This is a genomic window from Pseudomonas sp. C6002 (genome assembly GCF_013385805.1).
Lineage (GTDB): Bacteria > Pseudomonadota > Gammaproteobacteria > Pseudomonadales > Pseudomonadaceae > Aquipseudomonas.
The window spans coordinates 142,169-155,424 of the sequence record NZ_JACAPH010000035.1; the positions used below are offsets into that span (position 1 = coordinate 142,169).

The window sequence follows — 13,256 nt, forward strand, 5'->3', positions numbered from 1 at the left end:
CTCTGAAAAAACAATAATAGGTGCAGCCATGCCCGCTATCCGAATTGGCATCAACCCGATCTCCTGGAGCAACGACGACCTGCCGGCCCTGGGCGGTGAAACGCCGTTGAGCACGGCCCTCAGCGAAGGCAAGGACATCGGCTACGAAGGCTTTGAACTCAACGGCAAATTCCCCAAGGACGCCAAAGGTGTCGGCGATGTATTGCGCCCCTACGACCTGGCACTGGTCTCCGGCTGGTACTCCAGTCGCCTGGCCCGGCGCTCGGTGGCGGAAGAAATCGAAGCCATCGCCAGCCACGTCGAACTGCTGCGTGAAAACGGCGCCAGCGTGTTGGTGTATGGAGAAGTCGCCGACTCGATCCAGGGTTCGCCGGTGCGCCTGATCGAACGCCCGCGTTTTCACAGCGAACAGGCCTGGCAGGAATACGCCGACAAACTCACCGAACTGGCGCGTTTCACCCTGTCCCAGGGCGTGCGCCTGGCGTACCACCACCATATGGGCGCCTACGTCGAATCCCCGGAAGACATCGACCAACTGATGCGCCGCACCGGCCCGGAAGTCGGCCTGCTGTTTGATTCGGGCCACTGCTACATGGGTGGCGGCGAGCCTATCGAGGTGCTGCGCAAACACATCGCCCGCATCTGCCACGTGCACTTCAAGGATGTGCGCAAGCCGGTGGTGCAACTGGCACGCAACCAGATGTGGAGCTTCCCGGATTGCATCGTCAACGGCACCTTCACCGTGCCCGGCGACGGCGATATCGACTTCGCCGCGCTGCTGGACGTGCTGCTGGCCGCCAATTACCAGGGTTGGCTGGTAGTGGAGGCCGAGCAGGATCCTGCCGTGGCGCCGAGCTACATCTATGCGAAGAAGGGTTACGACACCCTGCGCGCACTGTTGAGCGAGAGGACTGGACAATGAGCCTGTTGGTCAAAAGCAGCAAGCGCGGGCAAACCATGGTGGCGCTGGAAGAAGGGCGCCTGGAATACGTGGGCTTCGCCGCCTACCGCCTGAGCCTGGGTGAAACCTTGCCAGTCACCGCCGGCGACAAGGAACTGTGCCTGGTGCTGCTCAGCGGCCGGGTGACTATCCAGGGCGAAGGCTTCAACTGGGAAAACCTCGGTGATCGCCACTCGGTGTTCGAAGACAAGTCGCCCTTCGCCGCTTATTTGCCGCCAGGCACCGACGCCCAGGTCACCGCGCTGAGCGACGTGCAAATTGCCGTCTGCGCCGCTCCCGGCTCAACCGACGCAGGTCTGGCACCCCGTCTGATTCGCCCCGAGCAATGCAAGCGCAGCATACGCGGCAAGGGCGCCAATACCCGCTATGTGTGCGACATCCTGCCCGACAGCGAGCCTGCCCATTCGCTGCTGGTGGTGGAAGTGCGCACGCCGTCCGGTCACTCGTCGAGCTACCCGCCCCACAAGCACGACACCGACGATCTGCCGCACCAGAGCTTTCTCGAAGAAACCTACTACCACCAGATCAACCCGCCCCAGGGCTTTGTGTTCCAGCGCGTCTACACCGACGACCGCAGCATCGACCAGGCCATGGCCGTGGAAAACAGCGACCTGGTGGTGGTGCCCAAGGGGTATCACCCCGTCAGCGTGCCGTATGGCTACGAGTCCTACTACCTGAACGTGATGGCCGGCCCCAAGCGCGCCTGGCATTTCCATAACGACCCGCAGCACAGCTGGCTGCTGGATCTTTAAGCACTTTCGACGGAGAACAATAATGAGCAACGCCCCGGTAATCGGCCATTACATCAACGGCCAGGTGCACGACAGCGCCAGTGAGCGTTTCAGCAATGTGTTCAACCCGGCCACCGGCGAAGTCCAGGCCCGCGTCGGGCTGGCCAGCCAGAAGACCGTCGATGAGGCCGTGGCGTCGGCGCTGAAAGCCTTCCCGGCGTGGTCCGAGCAATCATCCCTGCGCCGTTCGCGGGTGCTGTTCAAGTTCAAGGAATTGCTCGACCAGCACCACGATGAGCTGGCTGAAATCATCAGCCGCGAACACGGCAAAGTGTTCTCCGACGCCAAGGGCGAAGTCACCCGTGGTATCGAGATCGTCGAGTTCGCCTGCGGCGCGCCAAACCTGTTGAAAACCGATTTCAGCGACAACATCGGCGGCGGCATCGACAACTGGAACCTGCGTCAGCCACTGGGCGTGTGCGCCGGCATCACCCCGTTCAACTTCCCGGTGATGGTGCCGCTGTGGATGATCCCGCTGGCGCTGGCCACCGGTAACTGCTTCATCCTCAAGCCGTCGGAGCGCGACCCGTCCGCCAGTTTGCTGATGGCCCGCCTGCTGACCGAAGCCGGGCTGCCCGACGGTGTGTTCAACGTGGTGCAGGGTGACAAGAGCGCGGTAGACGGCCTGTTGCAGCACCCGGATATCGAGGCGATTTCGTTCGTCGGTTCCACCCCGATTGCCGAGTACATCCACCAGCAGGCCACCCAGCGCGGCAAGCGTGTGCAGGCGTTGGGCGGGGCGAAGAACCATATGATCGTGATGCCCGACGCCGACCTGGATCAGGCGGCTGACGCCTTGATCGGCGCGGCTTACGGCTCGGCCGGCGAGCGCTGCATGGCGATCTCGATTGCCGTGGTGGTGGGCGATGTCGGCGACAGGCTGATCGAAAAACTGCTGCCGCGTATCGACCAGTTGAAGGTCGGCAACGGTATGCAAAAAGACAGCGAGATGGGCCCGCTGGTTACCGCCGAACACAAGGCCAAGGTCGAAGGGTTTATCGACCAGGGCGTGGCCCAGGGCGCGAAGCTGATCGTCGACGGTCGTGGCTTCAAGGTGCCGGGCGCGGAGGGTGGTTTCTTCGTCGGTGCGACCTTGTTCGATAACGTCACCACCGAAATGAGCATCTACCAGCAAGAGATTTTCGGGCCGGTGCTGGGCATCGTGCGGGTGGCGGATTTTGCCAGCGCCGTGGCTTTGATCAACGCCCATGAGTTCGGCAACGGCGTGTCGTGCTTTACCAGCGACGGCGGCATTGCCCGTGCCTTTGCCCGCACCATCAAGGTCGGGATGGTCGGCATCAACGTGCCGATTCCGGTGCCGATGGCCTGGCATTCGTTCGGTGGCTGGAAGCGCTCGCTGTTCGGCGACCACCACGCCTATGGCGAAGAAGGCATTCGTTTCTACAGCCGCTACAAGAGCGTCATGCAACGCTGGCCCGACAGCATCGCCAAGGGCCCTGAATTCAGCATGCCAACTGCCAAGTAACGTTTTCGAGTGTGGAGCACAACAATAATGAAGTCGCCTCTACGTTTTGCCCTGAACCGCATGGTCGCCCCCAGCCTTTCCCTGGCGGATTTTATCCAGCTGGCGGTGACCCTGAAATGCGACGCCATCGAGATCCGCAACGACCTCAAGGGCGTCGAGATTGAAGACGGCACCCCTGCCAGCCGCGTGCGCGAATTGTGCGCGGTGCATGGCATCACGGTGCTGTCGATCAACGCGCTGTACCCCTTCGATGTGTGGAATGACGAACGCCGCGCCCAGGCCATCAAGCTGGCGGCCTATGCCCGCGAATGCGGCGCGCAGGCGTTGGTGATGTGCCCGTTGAACGACCGCGCCGACTCGCGCAACGAAGCCCAGCGCGCGGCCGGTTTGCGCACCGCCTTGAGTGAACTGGCGCCGATCCTGCGGGAATACGGGATTCTCGGTTTTGTCGAACCCCTGGGGTTTGAAGAATGCTCCCTGCGCCGCAAGCGCGTGGCAGTGGATGCGATCAAGGCCATCGGCGGGCTGGATGTGTTCCGCGTGCTGCATGACACCTTCCACCACCACCTGGCCAGTGAACATGAGTTCTTCCCCGAACTGACCGGGCTGGTGCATATCTCCGGTGTGGAAGATGCCGACGCACCGCTGAACTCGATCCGCGACGGCCACCGCGTGCTGGTGGGCGAGGCTGACATCCTCGGCAATGCCGCGCAGATCGACACGCTGCTCAGCACCGGCTACAGCGGCCACCTGTCATTCGAACCGTTCGCCGAAAGCGTGCACGGCCTGGCAGATATCAAGCAGGCGTTGGGGGCGAGTATCGCCCACCTGCAGAAACGATAAGGGGCACCTCATGACCACAACCCGATTGACCATGGCCCAGGCCCTGGTGAAGTTTCTGGATAACCAGTACATCGAAGTCGACGGTGTGCAGAGCAAATTTGTCGCGGGCATCTTCACGATTTTCGGCCACGGCAATGTGCTGGGCCTGGGCCAGGCCCTGGAGCAGGACAGCGGCGACCTGGTGGTGCATCAGGGCCGCAACGAACAAGGCATGGCCCACGCGGCGATTGGTTTTGCCAAGCAGCATTTGCGCCGCAAGATCTACGCGTGCTCCTCCTCGGTGGGGCCGGGTGCGGCGAATATGTTGACCGCCGCGGCGACCGCGACCGCCAACCGGATTCCGTTGCTGCTGTTGCCCGGTGATGTCTACGCTAGTCGCCAGCCCGATCCGGTACTGCAACAAATCGAACAGTTCCACGACTTGAGCATCAGCACAAACGACGCGTTTCGTGCGGTCAGCAAATACTGGGACCGCATCAACCGCCCGGAACAGCTGATGACGGCGGCGATCCACGCCATGCGCGTGCTCACCGACCCGGCGGAAACCGGCGCCGTGACCCTGGCCCTGCCGCAGGATGTACAGGGCGAAGCCTGGGATTACCCGGATTACTTCCTGCAAAAACGCGTGCACCGTATCGACCGTCGCCCGGCGACCGAGGCGATGCTGGGGGATGCCGTGGCGGCGTTCAAGGGCAAGCGCAAACCGCTGATCGTGTGTGGTGGCGGGGTCAAATACTCCGGGGCGAATGCCGCGCTGCAAGCCTTCGCCGAGCGCTTCGATATTCCGTTCGCGGAAACCCAGGCGGGCAAGAGTGCGGTGGTTTCAAGCCATCCGCTGAACCTCGGCGGCCTCGGTGAAACCGGCTGCCTGGCGGCGAACCTGCTGGCACCCGAGGCGGATCTGATCATTGGTATCGGCACGCGCTATACCGATTTCACCACGTCGTCGAAGTCACTGTTCAAGCATCCTGAGGTGCAGTTTCTCAACCTGAATATCAGCCCGTGCGACGCACTGAAACTCGATGGAGTGCAGTTGCTGGCGGATGCCAAGGTTGGCCTGGAAGCACTGGCTGAAGCCTTGGGCGACTACCGTTCCAGCTGGGGGGATCAGCCACGGGATGCCAAGGCGCAATTGGACGTCGAAGTCGACCGGATCTACCAGGCGGAATACCAGACTGAAAACTTCGTCCCTGAAATCTACGACCACATGGACCCGGCGGTGCTGCGTGAGTTTATCGAGCTGACCGGTTCCTGCCTGACCCAAAGCCGCGTACTCGGTGTGCTCAACGAAGCCCTGGCCGACGACGCAATCATCGTCGCCGCCGCCGGCAGCCTGCCCGGTGACTTGCAGCGCAGCTGGCGCAGCAAGGGCGTCAACACCTACCACGTCGAATACGGTTATTCGTGCATGGGCTATGAGGTCAACGCCGCGTTGGGCGTGAAGCTGGCCGAGCCCGAGCGCGAGGTGTACGCACTGGTGGGCGACGGCTCGTACATGATGCTGCACTCGGAGCTGGCCACCTCGATCCAGGAGCGGCGCAAGATCAACGTGGTGCTGCTGGACAACATGACCTTCGGCTGCATCAACAATTTGCAGATGGAACACGGCATGGACAGCTTCGGCACCGAGTTCCGCTTCCGCAATCCCGAGACCGGCAAGCTCGACGGCGGTTTTGTGCCGGTGGACTTCGCCATGAGTGCGGCGGCCTATGGTTGCAAGACCTACAAGGTCAACACCGTGGAGCAGTTGCAGGCGGCGCTGGCCGATGCGCGCACGCAAACCGTGTCGACGCTGATTGATATCAAGGTCCTGCCGAAAACCATGATCCACAAATACCTGTCGTGGTGGCGCGTCGGTGTGGCGCAGGTGTCCACCAGCGCGCGCACCGATGCGGTGGCCAAACAACTCAATGAACGCCTGGCCAAGGCCCGGCAGTACTAATAACAAGAGGAGTGTTTTCATGTCTTTGAAGTTGGGTGTTATCGGTACTGGCGCCATCGGCCAGGATCACATTCGTCGCTGCAGCCAGACCTTGCTCAACAGCCAGGTGGTGGCCGTGACCGACATCAACCTTGAGCAGGCGGCCAAGGTCGTCGCTGACCTGAAACTCACCGCCGAGGTGTACCCGGACGGCCACGCGCTGATCAATTCGCCGCAGGTCGAGGCGATCCTGGTGACCTCATGGGGCCCGAGCCACGAAGAATTTGTGTTGGCGGCGATTGCGGCCGGCAAACCCGTGTTCTGCGAGAAGCCGCTGGCGGTGACTGCCGAAGGCTGCCGCAAGATCATCGAGGCCGAAGTGGCCCACGGCAAGCGCCTGGTGCAGGTGGGTTTCATGCGTCCGTATGACCAAGGCTATCGCGCCTTGAAAGCCGTGATCGACAGCGGCCAGATCGGCGAGCCGCTGATGCTGCACTGTGCCCACCGCAACCCGAGGGTGGGTGAGAACTACAAGACCGACATGGCGATCACCGACACCCTGATCCACGAGCTGGATGTGTTGCGCTGGTTGCTGGCCGATGACTACGTGTCGGTGCAGGTGGTGTTCCCGCGTAAATCGAGCAAGGCGCTGGCGCACTTGCGTGACCCGCAGATCGTGCTGCTGGAAACCGCCAAGGGCACGCGCATCGATGTGGAAGTGTTTGTGAACTGCCAGTACGGCTACGACATCCAGTGCGAAGTGGTGGGGGAGACTGGCATTGCGAAATTGCCGGAGCCGTCCCAGGTGCAGATGCGCAGCGGGGCCAAGCTGTCGAACGCGATCCTTATGGATTGGAAAGACCGGTTCATCGCGGCGTATGACGTTGAGCTGCAGGCGTTTATCGACGGTGTGAGGGCAGGGCAAGTGGGGGGGCCGTCGGCGTGGGATGGTTTTGCCGCGGCGGTGGCGGCGGATGCGTGCATTGAGGCGCAGAACAGTGGGCAGATTGTGAAAGTGGGCCTGCCACCGCGTCCGCATTTCTACGGCTAACCACAATCCTCACTGATGTAACGCAGTCAGTGTGGGAGCGGGCTTGCTCGCGAATGCGGCCTTTCAGTCAACATTTGCATCGACTGACCCACCGCATTCGCGAGCAAGCCCGCTCCCACATTTGACCGAGTTCCTACCTCAAATTCGGGAGATCTCAAGCATGCGCATCGCATTAGACCCCTACATGTACCGCCACCTGCCCCTCGGCCAAATGGTCGACAAGGCCGCCGAGCTCGGCTACCAGCACATCGAACTCTCGCCCCGGGAAGACTTCCTGCCGTTCTACAAGGCCCCCCGGGTCGACCGCGCGCGCATCAAGGAATTTCGCAAGGCCCTGAGCGACGCCGGCGTGCAACTCTCATCCCTGCTGCCCATGTACCACTGGGCCGCCGCCGACGAAGGCCTGCGGGTTGCCGCCGTGCGCAACTGGAAGCGCGCGATCCAGATCGCCGTGGAAATGGACTGCGAGCTGGTCAACACCGAATTCACCGGCCAGTCCGACAACCCGTTGGTGTGCGAAAACCAGTTCATGCGCTCCATGGACGAGCTGATGCCGGAGTTCGAGCGCGAAGGCATCAAGCTGGATATCCAGGCGCATCCGTACGACTTCTGCGAGCGCAACAACGAGTCGGTGGACATCATTCGCGGCCTCGATCGCGACTGGATCAACTACCTCTACGCCGCGCCGCACACCTTCTTCTATGACGACGGCAAGGGCGATATTGCCTCGATGCTCAAGTACGCAGGCTCCAAGCTCAGCCACTTGATCATTGCCGACACTTACAACCACCGCGCTTCGTCCAACCTGCGCTACATCGTCAACCCGCCGGGCGTCACCGCCACCGTGCACCAGCACCTGGACATCGGCCAGGGCGAGGTGAACTGGGAGGCGTTTTTCGGCACTCTGCGGGAAATCAAGTTCGACGGCATTGCCACGGTGTCGGTGTTTGCCTGGGAAGACCGGCCGGATGAGTCCAACCGGATGATGCTGGAGCGGGTGACCCGCGAGTTGTGCTGTTAGACCGTTGTGGCTTGCCCTGTGGCGAGGGAGCTTGCTGCCCCGAAAAGCTTGCGACTGCTACGCAGTCGAGCGGGAGCAAGCTCCCTCGCCACAATTAACCAAGGAGTATTTGTATGCGAATCGGACTGGTTGGATACGGCAAAGGCGGCCGTGTATTTCATGCACCCCTGATAGCCAGCCTGCCGGGGGCGACCTTTGTCGGCGTGGTGACACGGTCACCCGAACGTCGCCAGCAACTGGCGACGGATCACCCCGGAGTGAAGGCCTTCGACAGTATCGGGCAGATCACCGAGGCCGGTGTCGACGTGCTGGTGATCTCCACCACCCTCAAGGGCCGTCCGGCCCTGGTGCTGGAGGCCATCGAACACGGTGTGGCGGTGGTCAGCGACAAACCCTTTGCCAGCAATGCCGAACAGGCCCAGGCCTTGATCACCGCCGCCGAGCGCCAGGGCGTGCTGCTCAGCGTCTACCAGAACCGGCGCTGGGATTCGGACTTCCTCACCGTGCGCAAGCTGATCGACGCCGGAGCCCTGGGCACCGTCACCCGCTTTGAATCCCGGGTGGAGCGCTACAACCCGGGCTCGGTGGGCAATGCCAGCGGCGGCGGCTTCCTGCGGGACCTGGGCAGCCACCTGGTGGACCAGGCCATGCAACTGTTCGGCCCGGTGGACCGGGTGTTCGCGCAGTTGCACTACACCGCCGATGAGCAGAGCGTGGACCACGGCTTCTTTGTATCGCTGACCCACGCCAATGGGGTGATTTCACACCTGTGGGGCAGCGCCCTGCAAAACAGCCAGGCCCCGCGGTTTCGGGTGAATGGCACGGCCGGTTGCTACACCATCGAAGGGCTGGACGGCCAGGAAGAGGCGCTGCTGGCCGGCAAGACCCCTAAAACCGAAGGCGAGCACTGGGGCGCTGAAGAACATCGACGCTGGGGCTGGTTCGAGCAGGGGCCGGATCGTGAGCGGGTGCCGTCGGAAAAGGGCCGTTGGAATCAGTTCTACAGTCAGCTGCAAAGCGCGGTGGAAGGCCACGGCGAGTTGCCGGTGAACGTCCTGGATGTGCTGGCAACCACCCGCGTACTGGACGCCGCGCGCCTGAGTTCAGAGCGCCAGCAGGTAGTGGAAATGGCGGCTATGGAGCCTCATGGATGAAAAATAGAATAAAATTCTAAAACAGGTTGATATGGAAATTATTTTCCAATAAAGTCATTCCAGGTTGCATAAAGTACGTTCGGACTCGATTCGGGCGACTCGACAAAAACAAGATCAAAACAACCAGGTACCGTCAGATGAAAATCTTCAACGCTGTACTGCGAGTTTTACGTCCTGCCCTCCAGCCACGCGGTCTGCCCCGCGCCCGGCCGTTTTACTTTTCCCTCCTGAATGTCCTGTGCGTCGAAAGCAAGGGTTCCCTGGTGTGCTGCATTCCGGGGGCGCCGATCGTTCGACTGCCGACCGCTTCGCTCTGAAAAACGCAACGTCCACAAAACCAACAAGAAATTGGAGACAGACCGTTCATGAAGACCCCGATCCGTTTTACCGCGCTGGCCCTGTCCATGATGCTCGCCACTGGTTTCGCCACGGCGGCCGATATCAAGGTGGGCGTGAGCATGTCGGCGTTCGATGACACCTTCCTGACTTACCTGCGCGAGGACATGGACAAGCAAGCCAAGTCCTACCCCAAGGGTGACGGCGTGCAGCTGCAGTTCGAAGACGCCCGCGCCGATGTGGTCAAGCAACTGAGCCAGGTCGAGAACTTTATCAGCCAGAAAGTCGACGCCATCATCGTCAACCCGGTCGACACGGCGTCTACCGCCAATATCAGTAAAGCGGCCCTCGCGGCGGGCATTCCGCTGGTGTACGTCAACCGTCGTCCCGACCAGACGGATCTGCCCAAAGGCATCGTGGCCGTGACCTCCAATGACGTCGAGGCGGGTCGCCTGCAAATGCAGTACATCGCCGAAAAGCTCGGCGGCAAGGGCAAGATCGTAATCCTGCTGGGTGACCTGGCGAACAACTCCACCACCAACCGCACCAAGGGGGTGAAGGAAGTCCTGGCCAAATACCCAGGCATCACCATCGAGCAGGAACAGACCGGCATCTGGCTGCGTGACAAGGGCATGACCCTGGTCAACGACTGGCTGACCCAAGGCCGTGAATTCAACGCGGTGCTGGCCAACAACGACGAGATGGCCATCGGTGCGTCCATGGCGTTGAAGTCGGCGGGCACCAAGCCGGGCACCGTGTTGATCGCCGGGGTGGATGGCACACCGGACGGTTTGAACGCGATTACCAAGGGCGACATGGCCGCGTCGGCGTTCCAGGACGCCAATGGCCAGGCCGTGGGTTCGGTGGAAGCGGCGCGCAAGATGGCCAGGCACGAGCCGGTCGAGCAGAACGTGGTGATCCCGTTCAAGCTGATCACCCCGGACAACGTCAAAGACTTCAAGTAGCCCTTAATAACAACAATAAACCGGCAGGGCAGCCACGGCGGCCCTGCTGACGGAGTACCCGATATGTTTGCTCAAGCGACTGCTTCCCAGCCTCCCGGTATCCAGCCCTTGGTACTGGAAGAACCCTATCTGCTGGAGATCTCCAACATCAGCAAAGGCTTTCCCGGCGTCGTGGCCCTGGCCGATGTGCAGCTGCGGGTGCGCCCCGGCTCGGTGCTGGCGCTGATGGGCGAGAACGGCGCGGGCAAGTCGACACTGATGAAGATCATCGCCGGCATCTATCAGCCCGACGCCGGTGAAATCCGCTTGCGTGGCAAGCCGATCAAATTCGAAACACCGCTGGCAGCGCAGAAGGCCGGGATCGCGATGATCCACCAGGAACTCAACCTGATGCCGCACATGAGCATCGCCGAGAACATCTGGATCGGTCGCGAACAGCTCAACGGCCTGCACATGGTCAACCACCGGGAAATGCACCGCTGCACCGCGCAATTGCTGGAGCGGCTGCGGATCAATCTCGACCCGGAGGAACACGTCGGTAACCTGAGCATTGCCGAGCGGCAGATGGTCGAGATTGCCAAGGCGGTGTCCTATGACTCCGACATCCTGATCATGGATGAACCGACCTCCGCCATTACCGACAAGGAAGTGGCCCACCTGTTTTCGATCATTGCCGACCTCAAGTCCCAGGGCAAAGGCATCATCTACATCACCCATAAAATGAACGAAGTATTCGCCATCGCCGATGAAGTAGCGGTGTTCCGCGATGGCGCCTATATCGGCCTGCAACGGGCCGACAGCATGGACAGCGACAGCCTGATCTCGATGATGGTGGGGCGTGAGCTGAGCCAGCTGTTCCCGGTGCGCGACAAGCCCATCGGCAATCTGCTGCTGTCGGTGCGCGACCTGCGCCTGGATGGGGTATTCCAGGGCGTGTCGTTCGACCTGCATGCCGGGGAAATTCTCGGTATCGCCGGGCTGATGGGCTCCGGGCGGACCAATGTGGCCGAAACCATTTTCGGCATCACCCCAAGCTCCGGCGGCGAGATCCAGTTGGACGGCAAGACCGTGCGCATCACCGACCCGCACATGGCCATCGAGAAGGGCTTCGCGCTGCTGACCGAAGACCGCAAGCTCAGCGGCCTGTTCCCCTGCCTGTCGGTGCTGGAAAACATGGAGATGGCTGTGCTGCCGCATTACTCCGGCAATGGCTTTATCCAGCAAAAAGCCCTGCGTGCCCTGTGTGAAGACATGTGCACCAAGCTGCGGGTGAAAACCCCGTCGCTGGAGCAATGCATCGACACCTTGTCCGGTGGCAACCAGCAAAAAGCCCTGTTGGCCCGCTGGCTGATGACCAACCCACGGCTGCTGATCCTCGACGAACCCACTCGCGGTATCGACGTGGGCGCCAAGGCCGAGATCTACCGGCTGATTTCCTACCTGGCCAGCGAAGGCATGGCGGTGATCATGATTTCCTCGGAGCTGCCCGAGGTGCTGGGCATGAGCGACCGGGTGATGGTGATGCACGAAGGCGACCTGATGGGCACCCTGGACCGCGCGGATGCGACCCAGGAAAAAGTCATGCAACTGGCTTCCGGTATGACGGCGGTCCACTAACGAACAGACGGCGCCGGCCCGTTGTGGCCGGCGCAACGCGATAAAAAAGGTGAGTGGTTATGAACGCGATACTGGAAAGCAAACCCGAGGAAAAGAAGCCCGCTGCGGCGCCGGTCAAGCACCGTCGACGCATGCCCACCGAGCTGAGCATCCTGCTGGTGCTGATTGGCATCGGCCTGGTGTTTGAGTTGTTCGGCTGGATCGTGCGCGACCAGAGCTTCCTGATGAACTCCCAGCGCCTTGTATTGATGATCCTGCAAGTTTCGATCATCGGCCTGCTGGCGATTGGCGTGACCCAGGTGATCATCACCACCGGTATCGATTTGTCCTCGGGCTCGGTGCTGGCGTTGTCGGCGATGATCGCCGCCAGTCTGGCGCAGACTTCCGACTTTTCCCGTGCGGTGTTTCCGTCATTGACTGACCTGCCGGTGTGGATACCGGTGGCGATGGGCCTGGGCGTGGGGCTGCTGGCGGGGGCGATCAACGGCAGTATCATTGCGGTCACCGGGATTCCACCGTTTATTGCGACCCTCGGCATGATGGTCTCGGCCCGTGGCCTGGCGCGTTACTACACCGAAGGCCAGCCGGTGAGCATGCTCTCGGACTCCTACACGGCCATCGGCCACGGCGCGATGCCGGTGGTGATCTTCCTGGTGGTGGCGGTGATCTTCCATATCGCCCTGCGCTACACCAAGTACGGCAAGTACACCTACGCCATCGGCGGCAACATGCAGGCGGCGCGCACCTCGGGCATCAACGTCAAGCGCCACCTGATCATCGTCTACAGCATCGCCGGCCTGCTGGCAGGCCTGGCCGGTGTAGTGGCGTCGGCACGGGCGGCCACCGGGCAGGCGGGCATGGGCATGTCTTATGAGCTGGACGCGATTGCCGCCGCGGTGATCGGCGGCACCAGCCTGGCGGGCGGGGTAGGGCGCATCACCGGCACCGTGATCGGCGCGTTGATCCTCGGGGTGATGGCCAGCGGGTTTACCTTCGTCGGCGTGGATGCCTACATCCAGGACATCATCAAGGGCCTGATCATCGTGGTGGCGGTGGTGATCGACCAGTATCGCAACAAGCGCAAACTCAAGCGCTGACACGGTCCTCAAG

General features: G+C 61.8%; 11 protein-coding genes. All 11 read left to right on the forward strand.

Annotated elements, in window-relative coordinates; genetic code table 11:
- Positions 1-28: 28 nt before the first annotated feature.
- The 11 genes from iolE (at position 29) to HX817_RS26495 (ending at position 13,243) form a co-directional block, all read left to right on the forward strand.
- Positions 29-922 (forward strand): myo-inosose-2 dehydratase, encoded by an 894-nt coding sequence (gene iolE / locus HX817_RS26445; protein WP_087694126.1) that lies wholly within the window; start codon positions 29-31, stop codon positions 920-922.
- On the forward strand, positions 919-1,713 hold the full coding sequence (iolB, locus tag HX817_RS26450; protein ID WP_177022789.1) for a 5-deoxy-glucuronate isomerase: 795 nt from the start codon (positions 919-921) through the stop codon (positions 1,711-1,713). The genes iolE and iolB overlap by 4 nt, the downstream gene beginning before the upstream one ends.
- 22 nt (positions 1,714-1,735) lie before the next feature.
- Positions 1,736-3,238 carry a CoA-acylating methylmalonate-semialdehyde dehydrogenase gene (locus HX817_RS26455; RefSeq protein WP_102605498.1) on the forward strand — a complete coding sequence of 501 codons (1,503 nt, stop codon included), beginning with the start codon at positions 1,736-1,738 and terminating at the stop codon, positions 3,236-3,238.
- A 27-nt stretch (positions 3,239-3,265) separates the two neighbouring features.
- Positions 3,266-4,081, forward strand: a complete 816-nt coding sequence (locus tag HX817_RS26460; protein WP_177041722.1) for a TIM barrel protein — start codon at positions 3,266-3,268, stop codon at positions 4,079-4,081.
- Positions 4,082-4,091: 10 nt separating this feature from the next.
- Positions 4,092-6,023: a 3D-(3,5/4)-trihydroxycyclohexane-1,2-dione acylhydrolase (decyclizing) gene (iolD, locus tag HX817_RS26465; protein ID WP_177041724.1), complete on the forward strand. Its 1,932-nt coding sequence runs from the start codon at positions 4,092-4,094 to the stop codon at positions 6,021-6,023.
- A gap of 19 nt (positions 6,024-6,042) precedes the next feature.
- On the forward strand, positions 6,043-7,053 hold the full coding sequence (locus HX817_RS26470; protein ID WP_177041726.1) for a Gfo/Idh/MocA family protein: 1,011 nt from the start codon (positions 6,043-6,045) through the stop codon (positions 7,051-7,053).
- A gap of 160 nt (positions 7,054-7,213) precedes the next feature.
- Complete coding sequence (locus HX817_RS26475; RefSeq protein ID WP_003214697.1) at positions 7,214-8,074, forward strand: sugar phosphate isomerase/epimerase family protein; 861 nt, start codon at positions 7,214-7,216, stop codon at positions 8,072-8,074.
- Positions 8,075-8,187: 113 nt separating this feature from the next.
- On the forward strand, positions 8,188-9,228 hold the full coding sequence (locus HX817_RS26480; protein ID WP_177041728.1) for a Gfo/Idh/MocA family oxidoreductase: 1,041 nt from the start codon (positions 8,188-8,190) through the stop codon (positions 9,226-9,228).
- 365 nt (positions 9,229-9,593) lie between these two features.
- Positions 9,594-10,529, forward strand: coding sequence for a sugar ABC transporter substrate-binding protein (locus tag HX817_RS26485; protein ID WP_177041730.1), 936 nt, complete (start codon positions 9,594-9,596; stop codon positions 10,527-10,529).
- A gap of 63 nt (positions 10,530-10,592) precedes the next feature.
- Complete coding sequence (locus HX817_RS26490) at positions 10,593-12,146, forward strand: sugar ABC transporter ATP-binding protein (RefSeq protein ID WP_087694121.1); 1,554 nt, start codon at positions 10,593-10,595, stop codon at positions 12,144-12,146.
- 59 nt (positions 12,147-12,205) lie between these two features.
- A complete protein-coding gene (locus HX817_RS26495) occupies positions 12,206-13,243 on the forward strand; it encodes an ABC transporter permease (RefSeq protein ID WP_003214704.1) in 1,038 nt (345 codons plus the stop codon).
- Positions 13,244-13,256: the final 13 nt, after the last annotated feature.